Source organism: Nocardia sp. 348MFTsu5.1, assembly GCF_000383535.1.
Classification (GTDB): domain Bacteria; phylum Actinomycetota; class Actinomycetes; order Mycobacteriales; family Mycobacteriaceae; genus Williamsia; species Williamsia faeni.
Map to the genome: position 1 here is coordinate 164,514 of NZ_KB911519.1, position 20,541 is coordinate 185,054.

Genomic DNA, 20,541 nt, shown 5'->3' on the forward strand with positions numbered 1-20,541 from the left:
AAGCGACCGTCTACGCTCCGAACGTGCAGCGGCGATCAGGCTCCCACACGTGCGACCCATCAACGATCTGATCGACGAAATCGGCCGCGACGTCGGCGTACACCACCTTGCCTACAACGACCCGACCTTCGGTGGCATCAATGCCGAGGTTCTGTTCGTCTTGAAAGCGCCCGAGGGTGCCAGTTCCGACGGCAATAGAGTGAGCTTCCAGAGTTTCGACAACGTTGACGCCGGTGCCGCAGGGGGTCGCGAGCCTTCGAGGCGGAGACCGCTGCGACGAGATCGGTCGCCGATGGACTACTCACAGTTGACGATCGTCCCCCCTACCAGTCCGACAATCAGGGCGGGCCGGTCTTCGCGTACCCGGGCCGATCTCGCGAACCAATGTCACGTTCTAAGTATCTGCGATACAACCGTACTAATGAATTGGGACCAGCGAGTTTGATCTGGCGCGGTCTCCGATGCGAGCGGGACTGCCCCTGGTCGCGCTGGTGTGTCGGACGAAGTCGCTAAGCTGAGCGGCGCCCCGACGGCGGTAGATATCAAGAGACGGAAAGGCATTTGGATGAAGCTCGTCTACTTACACGGAGTCGGTGATGGCGATGCCGACTACGGATGGCTCAGTGCACTGAATGACGGCCTCGTAGCCCAAGGGCTCACCGCAGTCGACGAAGTCGACGTTATCGCACCATCCTATTCCGACATCTTGTCGTCACCGGATGCAAACGCCGCGGTTCCGAAACCGACCGCGCAAGGCGAGAAAGCTGACGTCTCGTCTGAGCGTGCAAAGTTCTTGAATCGACAGATCGAGGCCGCCAGGGCAGTCGGCGCGGACCCCTCTGTGCAAAGTATCGGGTTTCCACTACTGGACCTAGACCCGTCACATGCAGCACTAGGCGGATTGGCGAAAGCACTACCCAACAAGCTTTTTGCGAACGAGATCCATCAGATTGAAGCTTATGTGTACCAGAAGGGCATGCGCGGCGCTGTTCTGCAACGTGTCCTGTCTCAGCTCCCTGAGCGGGGGGAGGTCGTCATCGTCGGCCACAGCCTGGGGAGCGTAGTAACAGTCGACCTCATTACTCGACTTCCGCAAGACATCGTCGTTCGACGTGTTGTCACCATCGGCAGTCCAGCCAATACGGCGCTCTTCGCGGCATCACGAAGGGAACTCATCGGGAACTTTCCCTATAAGTCAACAAACTCATGGCTGAACTTTTTCAGTCCACGAGACCCGGTAACGCGCGCGCGTGGACTCGCCGGGGTGTTTGCAGACGTTCAAGACTTCCGCGTCGACATCGGCGCGGCTGGGCACGGCTCGAAGTCTTACCTGCGAAACACAGCCGTCGCACGGGCTGTCGGGACGGCGTTTCATCAATCGTCCAGGACCCCTCGCCGCACAACGCGAGTCACGACAGCGCTGACCGACGACGTGGCTGCGCTGATCCTCGAGTTGCACTTCCGGTATGCGGTGCGTGACTCGATCAACGACAAGAAGGTTAGCGCCCGATACTCGGAGGCTATTCGCATTAAACGGGCTGATCTAGTAGCCCAAGTCTGGGACGCCGACGCAAACGGCATTCCGCTCCCGCGTGAACTCCACCAGCTTGCTGAAGGCGACACGCCCAAGATCCCCGATCACTGGACGGTCGGTGGGCTGATCGAACAGCTCACCATTCTCGCTCTCAGCGACTTGATCGCACCGTTCGAAATTGATATCGACGATGCAGCTTTCAAAGCTCTGCCCCAAATCACCGAAAAGGCGGGGCAATCGACGTCGTTCGGCTTCGAACTCCGATCGATCGTTCGCGTGTTCAATGAATCGATCACAAAGATGACCAAACCTGGGGCCAACTGGGGACGCATCGCATTTGCAGCCGCCGGAGTCGCGGTAATCGCGATAGCGCCGTACAGCCTCATCGCACTAGCGCCAGCAGGCGCGGCAGGCGCCGCAGCGTTGACGGGCGGGTTGGCGGCGCTCGGGCCAGGAGGAATGGTCGGAGGACTCGCTGCGATCGGCGGTATCGCTAGCACAGGCGCTGCCATCACCACCGCCGCCGCTGTTGGCGGACGAGGAGAAAGAGGCCAATTGAACTCCGGGCAACTGCTGTTGGCGACGGCAGTCGCCTATGCGCAAAAGAGCCTTGGGCACGAGTTCGACGACGCGATCTGGTTGAGAGCATCTGCGGCCGCCGCAGAGCTATCGGCCCAAATAAATACAGTGGAAGCGATCAGCGACAGTAAGTCCAGGTCGCTTTCAGCGTTGATTTCGGAGCGTGACCTCGCACAGAACCTCATCACTTTCATGGAAGCGAATAACCTCACGCCAGCCGCCACCCCCCAGCTCGCTCTGGAGTAAAGTCCTCTGCCTAAAAGGCTCTTCGGCGTTAATCGGCGCTACAACAGTGCCTCTATGAACGCTCGGGTTAAGCCGGCTATGGCGGATACGACCCCTCTGAACAGCTCCCAGGCCGAGCAAAGAAGCGGCTCGAGCTGCAAGCCATTCATTCGCCGCCGGTGTTGTGCCCGCGACCGTGTGACTTGGGCCGTTCAGCAGAAGCCAGCGGCGTGAGTAGTCGATCGAGGGTAGTTTCCGGCTCCAACCACGACGTGGCCAGTGCCGAGGATGCGGCGCCTGCCTCGGAGTCTTCGTCCTCTACAAGGGCACAGCGGCTACTAAGGCCACACTGTCTCTAGCAGGTCCCCGACCCTCGGGGACCTGCCACTAACATAAACGCCGCCCGCAACGCGCCCTCAGCCGCGCACCCGTCATGATCTCGAACTACTTCGCTCAACAGTCGCAACCACGGTCCGGAATTCACACATCTCCGCGAGTCAACTGAACCCGGGGCGGCCCTAAAGCTTTGACAGGCTGAACAAACCATCGCGTGGTGATCAATGTGTACCTCTCACAGTGACTCAGCGAAATCGACTACGCGATGACCCAAGACCATTCTGCCTTGTTCGCCCAACGTGATGCACTCGCCAGTGCCGATTCAGCCTCCGTGTTTGGCGGCCTGATCCGCGCCGGCCTGCAAGTGTTGATCGAGGCCGAAGCCGCCGAGAAAATCGGCGCCTGCCGCTACCAGCGCACCGAAGAGCGCAACACATTGACCGAGCAGTCAATTCGCCCCGGCCCAGTCAAGCAGCGCTCTCATCAGCGATGTCGCTCCACGTCCATTAACCAGTACGAGTCGGCTCGAATCAACCACAGCCGTGTTGATGGCGCCAGTAGCCGCGTGCGTTGCGTGACTCGTTTGAACGAGCATGACATCGACGCCCTGAACCAACGAAACAAGCGACTTGCTATTGACCTCGCTCGAGGAGTGTTTAACGGTCACTCCTGGCCAGCGCGCCTCAATCCATGACCTAACAACCCGAATTGAGTTCTCCTTCAGCGAATATACTCCCACAGATGTGAAAGACCTGACGTCGGAATCCGGCACCACTTCTGGCTCAGGGAAATTCGACACTATACCAGCGCCCCGGAATAGCAAGCCCAGGAGAATCGCGTCCTTGTGATCGATCATGTCGTTCCACGAGTGCACAACACCTGATGCACGTGCGATTAGTGATGATCGTTCGACTGGATCCGGGGCGGCGTAAGCGAGCAGTAGGTCGACAACCTGCGCCAACCACTGCCCATCCCTCGGTCCGATCACGGAAAGTTCACGCGAAATAGCATCCAGCACTTCGCGATACTCTTCAGTACTGCATCCGACGTCGAGCACGCCCTCCAATAAGGAAAGTGCTGCTTGACGTTCCGACCGACCTGGCTCACTGGAGAGCATGATATCGAAGATTGTGGCAGCGAGCGCCACCCCAGAAGATGGAATACCACCCGCTATCAGCCACTCCACAAAAACGGGAACTCCATTACGCACGCGAGGTCGTCGCGCATCGTTGAGTGCGTCGATCAACATACCGGCAAGTTCATCGGAGGTAGCCGTTAGATCGTCAGCAGTTCGCGACCAGTGACGCGACCACTCAAATAGCAGGTCTGGCCGATCTGGCCAGTCATTGGCCAGCCAATCTAGCCAATCGCTAGGAACCCGGTCATCGGAGGTTAGGGCTTGAAGCTGTTCGAAGAAAAGTCGCTCGACAACGCTATCGAGAAGGCCTGCCCGCTCGGAGTCCGCCAGCCGTTCAACTACTGCCAACGCCTTTGCTGCAGATGGTGAGTCCTGCAGGTTTACCGCCGCGGCGAGCGCAATCGCCGCAGTCGAGCGATTGGGAAGTTCTGTGTATGCGAGTTCAAGCGCGGACTCGTATTCTCCGGCATAATATAGGCCGGATGGAGTCAAAGCCTGCTGGACGGGCGCCCCCGAAGTCCTCGTAGCAGTTACTACCCCCGCGATGACAGGATCGTCCGGGTAGCTCGCTAATATCTGCCCGAGATGTCGCTCATGGGGACTTCTCACAAGTAGCTGCCCGAGTGCGTAACAGCGCGCTGTTGCAGCGGTCGTTACTTGATGGGTATCTGTGACCAAAGAAGGCCAAACGAGATCCAATCGTGTTGCCGCGCTGCGCAATATCTCGTCGTCCGAAAAGTCCGCAGTCGCACCTAAGAGCAACGTATCAGCTGCCTTGGCCAAGTTCTCTGTAACCGCGGGAGGGCGGACTAGCAGTGAAATGCCCTTCAGTGAGGGTTCATCCCGTAACTCTTGCGGAGTCCCCAATGAACTCAGCAACTCGATACGCAGGAATCTCAGATTTGTGGCACTGAGGAGTGCTCGTCCGCGTAATTCGTCGAGTGCTGCTTCTCCGCCCGCGCGGTCATCTCCGATCAAGCTCTCGTAAAATTGGCGAAGAATCCGCCCTACAGGGCGCGGTTGGTCGACGCCTCGATCAGGAGTCAACGACCACACGTCGTGCAGCGAGATCACATTCTGCCGGACTCGCTCTGTCCACCCATGCGCAACATCAACTCTCAGTACTGCACCATCGGGGACAAGTCCGAGCGCCAATTGATCAATCGGGTCAGAGGAATTGTGTGGAACGATTGCTTGACCCGCGGTCAGGGGGCGAGCGAACCAGCAACGCATCTCTTCTCGAAACACTCTCCCGTCGCGCTGGGTCGGCGCCACGCCATACCAACGCGTAGTCCCTGACACCCTCGCTGGAAGCATCGTCCTGGACTCCAAACGATCCAAACGGCGTCGAAGCATATCGAGCAGTTGCGCCATATCTCCCGTCAACCGCGAAGGAATTATTTCGTTCGGTGAAGTGAAGAATACGGAGGTTGGCTCGGTCATGCCACACCCCATCTATCTTCATACGCGTGCCGCGCGCGAGCGACTGAATCAGCGTCGTTCGTGATTTGAATCGACTCTTCAAGTCTGCGAATGCCATTATACGTAAGGTTCATCGACCCACTAAGCAGGATAGAACCGGACAGTATTCCCTTCTCGTGCAAATCATTCGCGTACGTGCATTTGAGTCGCTTTGCGAGATCGCCCTCGGACGCTGCCCTGGCCTGAAAAAGCTCAACGAAGGTTTTGTTATGTTCGTCGGGTCGACATACAATGACGACACCCCCACCGCGTTGCATCTGATTGAGGAGTACCTCCGACAACCTGATAGGCCTTTGCGGTAAGTCCGGGAGTAGGCCGGTAAATAGTCCCGACCGGTTGTCAAGCACAGCAATGTCGGATATCCACGGAGTTATAAGCCACAGCGGAGCACTCGGTTCCAGTAACTCAGCAATAAATAGTGCTTGCAAAGCGTCGGCAAGTTCCTCGCGGGAAGACAGTGCTGATGTACGAAGGCTTCGCGAGCTCATTGGCGTGCCTCACGCAATTCGACGCGGATGTCGACTCCCGCTACTGAACGCGACAGGCCAGTGACTCTCGGATGAAATTCAAGGACGTCGACGACCGTCGGTTCGGTGAGAAAGGCACGGACAACGTCGGCCGCGATCGCATCCGTAGGGACGCGCACCATCGCATTCGCCGCTTCTCTAAGACGCATGTCAACAGCATCTCGCCAGTCCAGGGTGGTCCCATCTACCACCGACTCGGGCGGCTGAACGATGTTCGAAAACAGGAGTCGATCGGTGGGTTCGAAACTCCTGAACGGCGAATAAGTCTGCAGGGACGAAGACCTGAGTCGGTAGCCCCGCGGCCACAGTAGCGCTACTATCTGACCGACCTCCCAACCCGCCTCCCCCGAATGGCCTTGTGTCAGGCTTTGTAGTCGTCGCCTGATTTCAGAGTCCGATGCCGCGACATACGCAAAGACCCTCAGTTCGACATCGAAGCCGACTCTCGATTCGATGGCATCCCAACGGGCTATCAGATCCGCAGTCAGAGCGTCCAGACCAGGACCGCTTCCCGGACGTAGTATACGAGTCGACAACGCCGACACGATCGCATGATCGCATGCCAAACCAATCTCGAAAAGGCATGTCCGCAGTTTCTGCCAACCAACTGTGAGCGTTGCGAGATCGTGCGCGGAACGAATTTCAGCTATTAGTCCGGCGATTGGATTCGACGTGGCCTGCCTCAGCAGACTCCGGACATTCTCATCTACTCGCTCACCGTCGCATGGACCAAGTCCCGAGTCGACCAGCGACCAGAATCGCCTAGGGTCTTCGCCATAGTTGTCAATAAAACTTTCGATGACACCAAGCCCGCCAGGCTCGTCCTCATTGAGGTAGATCACTGCCGATCGCAGATCGGATGATTCATCCAATGCAAGATCGATTCGAAGATCGCTAGCGTCTACCTCGGGACATGTAAGTTGAATTGCCTCGACCAGTGCGGTGGCGAGCGTCGTCGAATAACGCTCATCGAGCCATTCCCTCCAATCCTCCGTCGGGCCACCAGAGAGTGCCTCAGCTGCATCACGCAACTCAGCGGTCACACCGGGAATCCGCAGGGCCACACCGAGGTCTACGACGAGACCTGAATCGGGTCTGCCACTTCCAGCACCTGGAGGAGTCCCGACGTCAAGTACACCGAACACCTCACGCGCCGCGTCGACCACCATCGCTATCAGTCGGTCGTCAGACAAGGAAGCGAGTGTGTCCTCAATTGTCCCGGCCTCGCTCTGGATGACAAGCACCGAGAGCAGAATCTGATGTAACCAATCTCGCGTGAACGCGGATGGAACCAACCCGCTCAGCCTGTCGCCATTGCGAATGAGATATTCCATCCGCGCCACCCTTAGCGACTGCAGCAAAGATCGGTCTGCGGGGGGCGCGTCTGGAAGTCGAACTGTCAAAGCCAGTCCGTCGACGTCGATGACAAATCCAACGCTGACAGTGGATCCATCGAAACTCACTGTATGTTGCGTCACGGGAGGGGCACTATCATCATTCCTTCGTACTGTGAACCGATCGGCATACCGCCATACCGTTTGAGCGCAACGATGCCGATGCGTGAATGCTTGAAGGCTCTCGACGACGTCCCCCCAAGGAGTTCCTTTCGGCATGTCGAGAGCCACAGGATCGCCATCGTGTTGGAAAGAAGCCGTCCAGTTCCATTCCGCGTGGGACGAATCGGATGTCGTGTCTGTTGGGGTAGTTGCAATCATCGTCCCCGGCTGAAAAAGGCGGACTGCCGGTTGAGATGGCGGCGACTGCAATTCTACGAACTCACCGCAGAAACTCGACAGTTCAAGATCCGACTCATGAGGCAACGGAGGCTCGACCCATAGCCGGTCACGCCGTCCGTTTCGCGCGTACCGATAACTAACTCGACCCGGCGCAAACATCCGCAGTCCCTGAGATACCGGTTCAGACTCAGCTGCGGCGCCATGCCCAGGCAGGATCACCTCTATCTCCGGGGTCTGCAGCGGAGAGAACAATGTTGGTGGGAGGAAATCCTTGAGTGGCTTCGACCAGTCATCCCCAGCGCTCGTAGGATCTGAAGCTGCGACCTCGAGTCCTCGAATTAGGGTGGGAAAGACGGACGGAACAAGCCCACGTGGATGGTCCCACAAGACCGCGCGCAGATCCTCGTCCGTCAAGGCCAGCGCACGTTGCAACTGCTTACCCATCCGATCGATCGCGCTGGAATTGAGCTGTCCGCGAACGTGACTCAGCATTCGTTCGGCCAGTTCACGCTGCTTCTCCCGAGACTTTTTCCAAGGCTTGTCGATGATGTTGAGCAACGACGTACCTGAACCGAAACGTGAGAGGCGATCCAACAACCACCAGGTGGCCTGCATCTTCAAAATACTTCGATTGCGAAGCGGCAATGCCACTCGAGGCACGACAGGGTCGAAAAGAGCCTCGTAGGACTGAAATGCGAGTCGATCTCGACCGAAGTCCGATAGCACGACGATGGTCCACGGCCGCATAGCGGGGTTTCGACCTGCACGTCCCCGTCGCTGAATAAATTGTGCAGGGTCCCGTGGGGCCTTGTGCTGAATCACGGCGCCTACCGCAGGGTCGTCAAACCCGACCTCCAGCGATGCGGTTGCGACAATTACGTCAGCTTGGGGATCAACTCCGCCATCTCGCGACGTTGTCCGTGCGATCCGAACTGGTCGATCGATTGTCCCGAGGTCCTCTGCGATACGCCAAACCTGGCCAGCCTCGTCGCGGGACCTCACGTCCTGTCCTGTCGACGCTCGAAGTGTCGCAAGGCTACCGTTCGGTTTGCGATTGACACCCCCCACCCGCCAACCTTCGGCGTCCAGCAACTGGGCATAAAGTCTGTTCGTCACGTCCAAATCGTCCATAAACACGAAGAGTTTCGATCCGAAGGCCCCCTGGCTAGGACCATTCTGAGTCGGATCGAGTGTCCGCCGTAGTAGCAACGCCGTCTGGATAGTGGTCGACAACAAAGAAGTCTGTGAAGCCGGATCACCACGCAGGGCGAGGAAGTACTCACGACCGAGTTCCACCATCTCCTGCGGATCCGTTCGAATGACAGCGATATTCGAGTTCGAGAGCCCTGTCAAGTCCGCAAAGAATCCGATTGGATCGGCCAGTGTCGCCGAGAGTCCAACCACATGCGGCGGTGTAGCGACTTCCGCACGCCACCTCCGCAATAGGTTGGCTACCTGTGCTCCATGGGTCCCTGCGTACGTATGCACTTCGTCGAGCAAGACGAACTCAGGCGATCTAGAGTCGTCTCCAACCAAGACACGACGGTAAGCCTTAGAGCCCAACTCCCGGTTGACCATCTCAGTCGTGGTGAACAAGATTGCTGGCGGGGACGCCTTGATTCGGTCGCGAGTGAACGTCAAAACATCGGGACCGACCACAGCCCCACACTTGTCACACACCAGTCTTTCGGTCGAACCCGAAGTGGTAGGCCAAACTAGTCCCCCGTTACACCCTTCCTCAAGGCACCCGATGATCGGACAAAGTAGCCCTCCAGGAACTTTCTTCCATGTCGAATACGATGCGCGCTCGGCATCTTCGCGGTCATGGGGAGTTGCACCATAAAGAACGCCGACTCTCGGTGCCGACTTACCGAGCAAACGACAGGTGATCAGGATGTTCAGTAGTTGGTCACGTAGCAGTTCGATACGCGGGTAGATTGCAATGATCCGCGGGACCCCGCTTGGCCGATCTGTAGCAGCCAAGTGGGCTAGCGCAGGTAGGTAAAAAGCCAGTGTCTTTCCCGACCCAGTGCCAGCCGAAATTACTGTTCCCCGGTGTCCAGACGCAGGCTGAGACAGTCGGGTGAGAGCTCGCGACTGAAACGCGGACACCTGACGACCAGCCAGAATGGCATCGATCGCCGCTTGATGGCGATCCGACCAATCGGTACCGCTTGCCCTCAGTGTCTCGCGAAGCGATTCCACAGTGATATCGCGACGCGGTACCACCCGTGGTCGACTCAAGAACCGTGCGTCTGAAACAAGACTCGATGCCGATGTCCATGGCTTCCCGTGGAACCATTGGCGCAACCGTACGGCCAGACGAACCGTCTCCGCCATCCGACTCCTGAAGCGTTGATCCGTAACGCCAGTGGCGAACAAAAGACGTCGATCGAGCAGTTCGTCGATCACGCTGTCGACGTCTTCTCCCGGAGCCACTCGCTGGATCAGTTGCTCGAGTTCAGTTTCTGTAAGAGAGCCGTCACTCACGCCCCAACTAAGTAAGGGAAGTTCATGACTTTCAATATCATTCAGTATTCGGCCTAGGTCCATGTCCTTCACCGCCGCCGCACCACGAGGTCACCGGCCACGCCGGAAACAAGCAACTTTTCAAGTACGTCAGCAGTGAGGAGTTCCAGCGAAAATCCATCTGCCGACGACGCAATCCTCAAAACGCTCTGAACTTCGGGCGTTAGGGCGTCACGTTCTTCTTTCAACAAATCCAGCGCACGCCCGAGTTCGTCGGCGAGTACGCTTAGATGACCACGCCACGACGCTTGCACGTCCCCACCGCACAGGTCCTTCACAATCTTCGCCTCATCCGTAACAGGATTCTGGCGTCTAAGCATCCCGATTTTGGTAGCGACTCGTTCTGCCGTTCGACGGTTCACTGAGTCGCCTATTAGACGGCCAGGTTGGGCGCTGTCCAACAGTGGTTGATACTCATCAATCAGCGACGTCCACACCGCAGCCGCCCACCCCATGGACCGCTTACGTTGGTCTTTGGCGGCATCGACCAACTTTGCTGCGGGTTGCTGTTGAAAAGCCTTGGGGCCGTGCCTCGAGACACCTGCACGGAAGGCTCTCACGGCCGCGGTCGCTGACTTGACGTCGACTGACGGCGAACTAGTACTAGACATACGCGACATGAAGAGTTCAATGCTGGCAAAACAAGAAGACGCTGCGTCGACTGCATCCACCAAATTGTCGGCCTTAGCGACCAAGTCGATATTTGAGTCCTCTACTTGCATCGACTTCAGTCGCAAATCCAACTCAACGGAATAATCGTAGAGATTCAAGGCGCGAACTTCCTTACCGCTTCATCAAACCGTTTCGTGGACTCCAGAACGCGCGTTGACGCCTTCTCTAGGGCGGACAAATCCCCTCCCTCGGTATGTCTCGATGTGAGGCTTCGCTCCACACTTTCCAATGCAGTAGACGCCCGGACAGCAAAGTGGCGCACTGTTGCAACGTCACCGGGAATCTCACTCGCTAGAATCGCAAGCTTCTCGTGTAACGTGACAGTACTTTCCACTGCGTCAACGGCATTCGCCAACGAGCGCACCACACGTGTCGGATCTCGCTCTGCGAGCGCGGAAAGTTCTTGCAACGCTGTTGGGTCCGATACTCGCCCAAGATGGTGCGCCGTCCGCAAAGTCGCTAGTACTCTTGCCGCTTGCTCCTCCCACGACCGTTTGAAGTCGATCAACCCCTCGATCTCAGACACCATCGCCTGCAATGCTGCCCACTCGTCGTCCACCGCGGGTACAACCGCCCGCAGGAACGTACCGTCGGCCGCATCGCTCGTGTCAAGATCCCAGGTTGATACGAAGTCCTTAATAATTGGCAGCAGAATATCCGCCTGCACCAGACGAACTCCACCGACCCTTCCGCGCGATTCGCCAAATTGCGCTTCGATTTGTGATTGCAATTGACGTTTTCGCTTCGTTGCCCTATCGACCAGTACATTCCACTTTGCAGATCTTTTGCTCAAGTCTGCGTCAACTACTTCTGACGCGAATAACGACGAAATGTACTCGACATCCGTGGGCGAGCGACTCAGTCCACCCAGTACCGCGGAGGCAACGATTGCTGCCCGAACGGCCGCCACCGTTGACGCCTCAACGGGAACTCGAGTCAACCTGGCACCGATTGTCGCTGTCCAACCCTCGACCGCCGTCGCAAGTACCCGGCGATAGTCTGCACTTTGTGGCCAACTGTCCGAATCGACTTCTTTGAACAGGATCAGCGCCTGAAGGACCGCTGCGTTAACCTCATTCCGATCAATAACGAGTACGACGTTATCTCGCGATTGACTCACTGATCCCTCTATAGCGATATCCGTTTCTCCAAAACGGTACTGGTCGAAGCCCTCGCCCAAATTAACCGGCAGGATTCCGTACTCCAGATTCAGTTGAATGGTAGCGTGAATGGCCTTGCGGAGGTAGTTTGTTGCTGTTGCCGACAATTCGGTTTGGTTCTTCGACCAAGCAGTAAGCTCGGCAAAGTGCCTCTGTGGCCCCGGCCTCAGTCGCGCCTCAATCCGACTGCGACTCCCCGTCGACCCATGACTCCGCCCGGTAGTCGATGCGTCTTCGTCCTCAGGATCCATTCCAGATGAATCGTTCCGACCTAACTGCTCTTGCAGATTCTGTAACGAGTGCAATCCCGTAGCAAAGTCTGAGATTCCAAAAGCTTGCAAGACCGACTCACTCACAGCGACAGAAGAATCTGCGTTCGACCAGAAACGCAGCACGTTACCGATTCGATCGAAGTCGGCCGGGCGAAGGCTCTTCACTCTGGTGGCAATTAGGGGCGAAATTGGTTCAGTGTTCTGGTCAAAAGCGGCGACAACCGATGCCGATGGAAAACTTTTTCGACTCAAGTCGCTCGATCCTCGGAGAAGGAATCTATTTATTACTTCTCGAACAACATCACGCGGATCGAAACGATCCACAGACAACGCACCGACGAACCGACTTGCGGCGTCCCTATTCAATGGATAAAGGCCATAGCCTTCACGACTTTTTCCGAAGGTTTCGTGGCATACTTCTTGGTGGATACATGCGGTACATGCGTTCGCGAGCCAGGTACTATCATCGGCCCGCCGATCCGTCCAATCTGTAGCGAGTCTCCGCGGGTCTAGTCGAGTCGCATTGAGGTAGCGCGCGACGAAAGACAATGCCTCCTCTTGGTCCACGCCGTTGTCACCGTAAGCGGCATCAAGCCAGTACGCATCCTCGCAACGCGTCCGTACCGTGTCGAGACCGTCGAAATGACCTTCTGTTACCGCAAAAATCATCCGAAGATTGCACATCTCACCTTCAGCAGAATGCGTCGGTTCGACAATTGCATCGAGAAATTCTCGCTCCACCCCATGTAGGACAGTAAGGTCTTCGACGAAGAACGCGAGTTGCTTACCCTCGCCGTGCAAAGCTCTTCGAACTTCCCTAAACACTTCGACTAGATCGACTTTGTTCGAGACCGCAACGCGCTTCTCTGCTGCCGGCAAAGCCTCGTTAATCATGGCCACTGCCGCGGCTTTGAGCGGCGGGATTGTTGCGAGCTTTCCCAGTAACTCTCGGGCGACTTTGGTCGCATCACCGATTTCCTCAAATGTGAGCGGAAAATCCGATTCTAAGAAGTGCGTGGCGTCGTCATCGAGACCATCACCCTCTTCACGTCCGCGAAGTGCGAGTCCAACTAGGCGCTGGACAACAGCGCCATCAGCTACGAGTTTCCGGCGCACGACAGGGTCGCGCAGCAAATCCGGCAAATCTTGGGATAGTTTCTTTCTTATCTGCGCGGCGCGCCGGTCTTCTGCCCCGGCGTGCACGCCCACATCCATCTGACTCACCAAAAGGGCCAATTCATCGATCAGTCGCTCAGCCAACACCTCGTCGGACTCTGAGTACGATGGCGCCTCTAACAACGCCGAGCGCGCTTCGTCTATCTTCGGTCCATTTAGACCGCGAATCACAATCTCAATTGCACGCCGAAGGCCGGTGCGGTTCTTTGGAAGATACCTGACTTCCCAATTTGGTTCACCTTCAACTTGATCTTTCACCCAGCGAACTAGATGAGATTTACCTGTACCGGACCCACCGACGATTGGGATAAAGAGGTATCCGTCGGGACGTAAAGGCCCTTTCAATGCATCCAGCACATCCTCTTCCTTCGACCACTCTCCGCCCTCACGTTGATCCAGTCGGCGTCGACGAAGTCGCAATGGATGATGAATAGCCTGAAAATGCGCGTCGGTCAGACTCGCGGCGTCCCGCGGGCTGACAGCCAACACAGCATCGTCGCTCCAGCATACGTATTCCTGAAATGTTCTGGTCACGACTGACGACCGATCCGAACATGGGAAAAAGTCAAACCGTCTGATTTTGCAAGGCGCGCCGCGTCGGCGCGGTCGTCGACTAAAATTGCGCCTTCGATTGTCAATCTGTCAAGCGCCTCAGTAAGTGACGCGGAAATTCCCCGTGACTCCGATGGAGGGCGTTCCCAGTTCTGAATGACAAACTGTTGATATCGTCCCCGATCCATTATCGGCAAGCACGCTCCGACCCTGTCTACAAAATCGCTTGCCGTCAGTTCGACGGCACTTGTAAAGATCTCCGAAAGCGCGTCGCGCACAGCTGGCGTCGGATCTGGGACAAGATTTCCGTTCGGACTCACCCATGCGAACCCGAGTGAGCAGGCCCACCGGCGAAATGCATTCCATCTCGTGGCGTTGCCAATCGGCCAATTCGAGGACTCATCCGCCTGCCGGGGCCCGAAGTCACGCGATTGCAGGACCTGGGCCGAGCGAGGTGCATTCTCCATCTGAGTGGGTGACTCCGATGGCGAAAAGGTAAGAAACCAACTGAGGGCATTAGTCAAGTCCCGCGCGCCAACCTGGCTGGGCCATACAGATGAATTGAGATGATCGACGAGGACACATTCGCGCAACACTTTCGTCGCCGCAACCGGACCTGCTTTCATTGCAGACTGCAAACCGTCGGCGAGGCGTACCGTACCGTCTAATTCCACGACCATACCTAGCTCAATTGCGGCTGTTAGATTTGAGCTAACGTCGCGCTGCGGGTCGGTCCCACCGAGCGTTTCGGGCGCCATAGTGGCAAGTAGGCGTTCTCGGGTATCCTGTTGAGCACGTTGAGTGCAAAGGTATCGAGTAATCGCCAGGATCACGCTGGGACGCAGTTCAGGTGGGTTCAGCAGTGCCAATTCACACTCTCCTATTGAAGTTCATCTATATCGGCAAGTGAATAGCAACCGTCTTGTGCGCTCAGCGTTAGTCCACTTCGTCCGACAGGAGACGTGGAGGCACCTAAAACAACGGTTAGTGGTGACCTGCTAAGTCCGTCAAGCCAATTCTCCGCATCATCGCTCGCTGCCAAAATCACCAACGTTGATACACCGGTGGTAGCAATTGGATCGAAGTCGCGCATTGAATCAACCATCACTGAGTTCACAAGCGCTGGTGATTTCGCGACGGTGGCTCGCGTTATGTCGGCAAGGTGGTCTGCTGCGACAATCAGCCTAGCCCCCGAAGCAGCGACCAAACCGTTCAAGAGGTTACGCATCTTGCGTGGGCTGTCGTATGCCGTCGTATCCAGGTGAATAGCCAGTCGCCGACCATATATTCCATTGGTTGCCAACCGATCTAACGGCGCCCGTCGAGGGAGGTCAACAGCGATTGCCGCCGGTATCGGGGATGGTGAGGTCCAACGTAGTTTCCCATGCGCGCGGCACCATCGACATCCTCCGCACGAAGCAAGACAGCCGGCCCTGTACTCGGGGGGATCCTCGATTGTGAAACTTTCGGCTATCAGAACACCTGCGCAAACCGTACCGTTGATCGCCTTGCGCAGCCGGGCAAGTCCCAAACGAGACCTCTCTCCCATAGCACGTCGAGTCGGTTCAACAACGTCCCGCCAGAATTCGACGGTCTGATGGTCACCCCTCACCAATCGCACAGTTATCCATCCGCTATCCGATTCGAGGTCCCCGTTGTCGTCGCGTCCGGAGAACGAAAAGTCCCACTCAACCGCGCCAGTCCTCGCCAGCAGAATCAGCGTAAACAAGTTCCAACGCTCGTTGTACTCGCTGTTGACCGCGACGTCCTCTGGAGTTGCTGTGAGGGGAAGTCGCAGAAGGCCATCCCCCAAGTTGCTCGAGGCATTTAGCATCGACGTCCAGCGTTGACGTGCTCGTTCCGAAGTAAGGTACCGGGGCGACGATAGACTGTCAGCGACTGCGACGTCCTCCACCGTTGCTAAGAGCACTGAAACCGAAGCACTCCCGTCTCGACCGCCTCGTCCGACTTCCTGGTAGAAGCGATCGATACTTTCCGGCAGACAGATGTGGATCACGGAACGAATGTCAGGCACGTCGATGCCAAGTCCAAAGGCAGATGTCGCCACCACCAAATCGATCGTCGATTGCACATCGCCATCGGCCCGTAGTCCGTGGAGAACTCTCTCGCGATGTGCGGTCGACGATCCTCCATCCACAATCTCCATTCGCCGGAAACCCGCATCTCGAAGAATGCGCTCGGCTCGCCTAGGTGTCAATGTTCCCGGCCGCTGTTCCTGGCGAAGGGTCGTGTATACGATTGCGGGCCGCGGAACGTTTCGCAGGGTCTCGATTAGTTGATCTTCGCGCTCGTCGATGCTCAGACCTGTACTTTGCCAAAAACTTGGCTCTGGTCTCAGCACGGGAGCTGCCACTTGATAGAAGGGGCCAGGTTCACCGAAGAGCGCCCGTAGAAGAAGCAATACATCTTCGTTCAATGTCGCACTAGCAAGAATGGTCTTGAAAGGCTCCTGCCCCGCAACTTGAGATTCTCGAATCAGGTAGCTTCTTAACCCGGCCAGGCTGTGAAAATGTGGTCTAAAGGCATCTCCCCAAGACCCAACGACATGCGCTTCGTCTATGCCCAGCATTGCCAACCGACCACCCCGAGCGGCCTCGGCGAGCGGTCGAGCAAGAGATGAAACGACCGCCTCCGGGTTAGTGAAGATCACTGTCTGAGTTCCGGACCAAAGGCCTTCTTTGATTGCTTTCTTCGTTCCTTCGTCTAGCCCTCCGTGGTATGCCGTCCGAGGAGAGTCAGGGTTCTGTGCTCTGTACCGTCGCTCCTGGTCGAGCGCTAGCGCAACTGTCGGTACCACAATGACGGATGTCATTCCGGGTGGAGTGATTTGCACTGCCGCAAGCATCGCCAAGGTCTTACCTGCTCCGGTGGGCAGATTTACTACCAGTGTCGCACCAGGAGGTAGAACGATCGCGCTCCGTACAGCCGCGCGCTGTCCCGGCGACTTATACGCTGCGAACGACGCGTCGATTACATCCAGGAACGGATCGCCCCGCACGCTCTCATCGATCCGACACGACCTCCCTGAGGATGGGTCGTCGTCGACTCCCACGCCAGTTGGAACATCGAGCCAAGGAGGTGCCCACCGATCGGCCACGACTCTTACCCGACGCGCTCCCCTTGGTTGCGATTGCAGACCATACCTGGACCAGTCAAAGGTCTCCGGGAACAACGAACAAAAAGGTACTTCGAGCCACGCGTGCACGAAGTCGGAAGGGTTCGTCACCGATTGCAGCCGAGTTTCGTCATCTACTCTCAAGCACTGACGAATTAGGACTGCGATATCGGCGTAACCATTCGTAGAACCGGGTCCGTTCTCAGAGAGAGCAGATGCCAGTCGGCTCTTAACTTCGAAACTCGCCCCTGTCGACCACGCATCGATGGTCACCTGTGCAAGGTCCGGTCGAATCATGTCATACCGAGAATCGCAGGATCACCTAGCAAGATTGCACCACATCCAAGCGGTCTCACGTCGACGACCAGTCGTTCCGGCACGAGCGCTTCAAGGCGTATAACGTCGTCGCCGTCAACGTCTCTGTCAACTAGTCCGGCCATCCCTCGTGCTCGATTGCGATCAATACGCCGTCCAATCAACTCCTTGACGCGAATCGCTGCCTCGCGCGGACCGTGTGCCACTGGCGGCCGCACTTCTAGCAGGTTCCGAGTTTGCTGAGCAGCATTGCGGCACAGGCCTGACCAGTCCAACGACGCGGTCATGCTGTCAAACTGCTCTACCCGCGACATGAGGTTCAGGTCCCCGCGTTTGGGATCATACGGCCTTAGCAGCGGACCCTCCGTTACCTCCTGCCCCGCAGGACCCATCATCACTCGCTCGACAACAGGAGGAGCAAGGTCCTGTAGCAACTGATTGATCCACGATCGGAGGCCCAATTCACTAGCGGCGTCGACGAACTCACTATTGAACGATGCCGAGACCAAGAAGTCTGAACGGAATGCAACTTCGGTGGCCTGCAGGTTTGGCCACGGACGGAACATAGCGAAAGCTACACCCCTATCATCGCTCAAGAGATGTTGAGCGATCGCGTCCAGCATTGGGTGTCCGGCCCGCAGGATAGGCAATCGCCGCTCCACACTGGCTGGTCTCGCGACCGCGATAGCAGAATTCATGTATGCACCCATCTTGGACTCCAGTTCGATGGGAACCTGAGGTCGGGGGCGCGAATTGATGTGGACGATATTCTTGTCTTCCCAGCTAATTCTGGTCCCGACTCCGTCCAACCAAGTAATGAGTCGGCTGGTAAGAACTGGGTTCTGATCGCTCTTGATAAGTCGCCGATCGATCGATTCACCCTCGAAGTCGAATACATCGACTTCGAGTTCGTCCAGAGCATCATGCGCGACGATCCGGACGTGCTCAGCTTTGAGTCGGTCCAACTGCACGAAAGCCGCATCACCAAGTGCATCCGGTCCTTCGCGAAGCAGTTTCGCCTGGGCCTCGCGCTCAGTGTCATTCAAAACGTACTGAAGCGACGATAGCGACCGTGTGAAAGCTTCGCATCCGTCGCTAGCGAACTCCAGCCAACCCATGGAGTACGGCTCGTCACCGAACACGACGACCTTCGACTCAATAGGGCCCATTGGTGTCGGAACGTGGCGGTCACAACGCCCAATACGTTGCTCGATACGAAATGACTCCCACGGCAGATCCAGATGAATCAAGAGGTCGGCAATTTGAAGGTTTGCACCTTCTTCGGCGCTTGCGTCCACGACCAATATCGAGCAGGAACCGCCCTTCCTCCATCGCTCGACGGCCTCGTGGTTGTCATCTTCGCTGTTAACTTGCAGATGAGTTGCGACTCTTGTTCGACCCCACCGTCGACTCATCTCGGCCGACACGGCAATCGCTGACTCTGTGAACGACGACGCCACAACGACTCGTGATTGGGTTCGCGACCCAGTGAACGGTGCGAGTGCATCCACCATTGCAAGCGTCCGATCTGCCCGTACAGCGCAGATCGCGTCGAGCAACGGATCCAAATTAGACAACACGTCGCGACTTACAAGTTGCCGGAACAGTAGGACCAACGCGGGTGCATTACCGGTCTGGGAGGACAGCAACGGTAGTAACGCCTCGGGGAGCGAACCGGTGCGCTGTGCTACTTCACGGAAGACGTCGACACATTCATCTACTGTCAGTTCGCCGACCTCCGATGCTGCCAACAGATCGAGGCGTAGCCGATCAAGCAATTGGGTGCGCTGCGAATCTGAGGCGTTACCGACGGAAATAAAGAACGAACGCGAACGTTTTCGACCTCTCACACCGAATGTAGACATCACTTCGGGAGTTCGTCGCGTGCGCAGGACCCGACTGTGTAGGCGATATGCTTCAGACAGATGCTGTCGTACCCGGGCAACTGCGGTTGGTCTCGAATCATCGTCGGCGGAGGTGGCCGAGGCCAAGAGTTCGCCTAGTAGTCGATCTTCAGGGTATTCACTCTCCAACTGCTCCGCATAGAGGGTCAGATCGAACTCGTCAATATCGGATACCAACCCTTGGCAGATCAACGCGAGGCTGTCACGGTCTTCAACGCGGCGAGTAAACGCCTCTACCTGGTCGGGTTGGTAGTGTACTGGGTCCAACAAGTGCAGTAGATCGAGAAAACCCGCCTCGTTCGACCTCACCGGCGTCGCGGACAACAGGTACAATTCTTCCGCGCCATGGGCAAGATCCGCGATTCGTCCTCGTACTTCGTTAGTCAAGGAACCGTTCCGCGTCACCCGATGTGCTTCGTCGATTACGACCAGGCCGATCGACTCCGCCGGCCAATTGGAATCGTCCTCGAGTGAACGAATCCTCAGCGTGGCATCTTGAAACCAACCAGTCCGGAATCGGACCACCAATTCTTCCGCCCATTGATGCCGCAGGTGTTGTGGTACGAGGACAAGCACGTTGCCGTGTCGATTTTGAGCGAGGAATCGCCAGATCAGTGCGGCAGCCTCGATGGTCTTACCCAGGCCTACTTCGTCGGCCAGCAAGTACCTCTTTACTGGGTCACTTGCCACCCGGCGCACGACGGCCAGTTGGTGGCGGTGAAGTTCAACCGACGCTTGCAGGATACCCTCGACACCCGCAGCTGCCGCGCGTTGTCGCGTCCACTTGCGCAGGAAGCCTAGGCGAGACTCCGACACTATTGGACTCTCACCACCAAGGGTCTCAAGGAAAGTAAAGGGGTCATCAACTGGTTGGTTCCACCGGACCTCGAACGCCTCGTGCCCCAGTTTGGCGCCAACACGATTTGGGAGGGCGACGGCATAGATGCTTCGCTCATCCGGCAATCCGTCGATTCGCCCAATCCGCCACTGGTGTCCGTCATGCACGTAAACCCGAGTGTGAGGACGGAGTACTGCCGCGTTCACAGTCTTCGCGTCATGTTCACGTTCGGTGTACGGAGAACTACTGGGCCCGGTGAAGTAGCGCACGCGCGCGGTACCGGCCTGAACACCTATCAGACGTCCAATCCCGCAAGCTGACGTCTCCACAAGATCGCCCGATTTTGTGGACGGCATCAACTTGTTAACGGTCCTGCAATCAAAGTGAACACACCCGCCTGCTCCTCAAACCTCAAGGCCGCCCCAGAAGC

At 57.1% G+C, this 20,541-nt stretch carries 9 protein-coding genes and 1 pseudogene; 2 read left to right on the forward strand and 8 right to left on the reverse strand.

Going from position 1 to position 20,541, the window contains the following annotated elements:
- Positions 1-565 precede the first annotated feature (565 nt).
- Together H290_RS29325 and H290_RS31800 are read left to right on the forward strand one after the other, a co-directional pair.
- Entirely contained in the window at positions 566-2,359 is a 1,794-nt protein-coding gene (locus H290_RS29325; RefSeq protein WP_155976951.1) for an alpha/beta hydrolase, read from the forward strand.
- Positions 2,360-2,939: 580 nt separating this feature from the next.
- A pseudogene (locus H290_RS31800) lies at positions 2,940-3,110 on the forward strand (IS256 family transposase); the annotation flags it as partial.
- A gap of 12 nt (positions 3,111-3,122) precedes the next feature.
- Here the strand turns inward: H290_RS31800 and dpdD are convergent.
- From dpdD to dpdE, 8 genes are read right to left on the reverse strand one after another with little or no spacing between them, the layout of a single operon-like run.
- A complete protein-coding gene (dpdD, locus tag H290_RS31985) occupies positions 3,123-5,267 on the reverse strand; it encodes a protein DpdD (protein ID WP_369758836.1) in 2,145 nt (714 codons plus the stop codon).
- Positions 5,252-5,782 carry a phospholipase D-like domain-containing protein DpdK gene (gene dpdK / locus H290_RS32075; protein ID WP_020108644.1) on the reverse strand — a complete coding sequence of 177 codons (531 nt, stop codon included), beginning with the start codon at positions 5,780-5,782 and terminating at the stop codon, positions 5,252-5,254. The genes dpdD and dpdK overlap by 16 nt, the downstream gene beginning before the upstream one ends.
- Entirely contained in the window at positions 5,779-10,110 is a 4,332-nt protein-coding gene (gene dpdJ / locus H290_RS31990; RefSeq protein ID WP_304412407.1) for a protein DpdJ, read from the reverse strand. Before dpdJ ends, dpdK begins: the two co-directional genes overlap by 4 nt.
- Before the next feature lie 5 nt (positions 10,111-10,115).
- Positions 10,116-10,856, reverse strand: a complete 741-nt coding sequence (locus tag H290_RS0120180) for a hypothetical protein (protein ID WP_020108647.1) — start codon at positions 10,854-10,856, stop codon at positions 10,116-10,118.
- The gene (gene dpdH / locus H290_RS0120185; protein WP_155976952.1) at positions 10,853-13,900 is read right to left on the reverse strand and encodes a protein DpdH; all 3,048 of its coding nucleotides are present in this window, start codon (positions 13,898-13,900) and stop codon (positions 10,853-10,855) included. Before dpdH ends, H290_RS0120180 begins: the two co-directional genes overlap by 4 nt.
- Complete coding sequence (dpdG, locus tag H290_RS31280) at positions 13,897-14,787, reverse strand: protein DpdG (RefSeq protein WP_155976953.1); 891 nt, start codon at positions 14,785-14,787, stop codon at positions 13,897-13,899. Before dpdG ends, dpdH begins: the two co-directional genes overlap by 4 nt.
- An 11-nt stretch (positions 14,788-14,798) precedes the next feature.
- Positions 14,799-17,351 (reverse strand): protein DpdF, encoded by a 2,553-nt coding sequence (gene dpdF, locus H290_RS32080; RefSeq protein ID WP_081631653.1) that lies wholly within the window; start codon positions 17,349-17,351, stop codon positions 14,799-14,801.
- Positions 17,348-20,467, reverse strand: coding sequence for a protein DpdE (gene dpdE, locus H290_RS0120190; protein WP_081631654.1), 3,120 nt, complete (start codon positions 20,465-20,467; stop codon positions 17,348-17,350). The genes dpdF and dpdE overlap by 4 nt, the downstream gene beginning before the upstream one ends.
- Between the last annotated feature and the right edge of the window lie 74 nt (positions 20,468-20,541).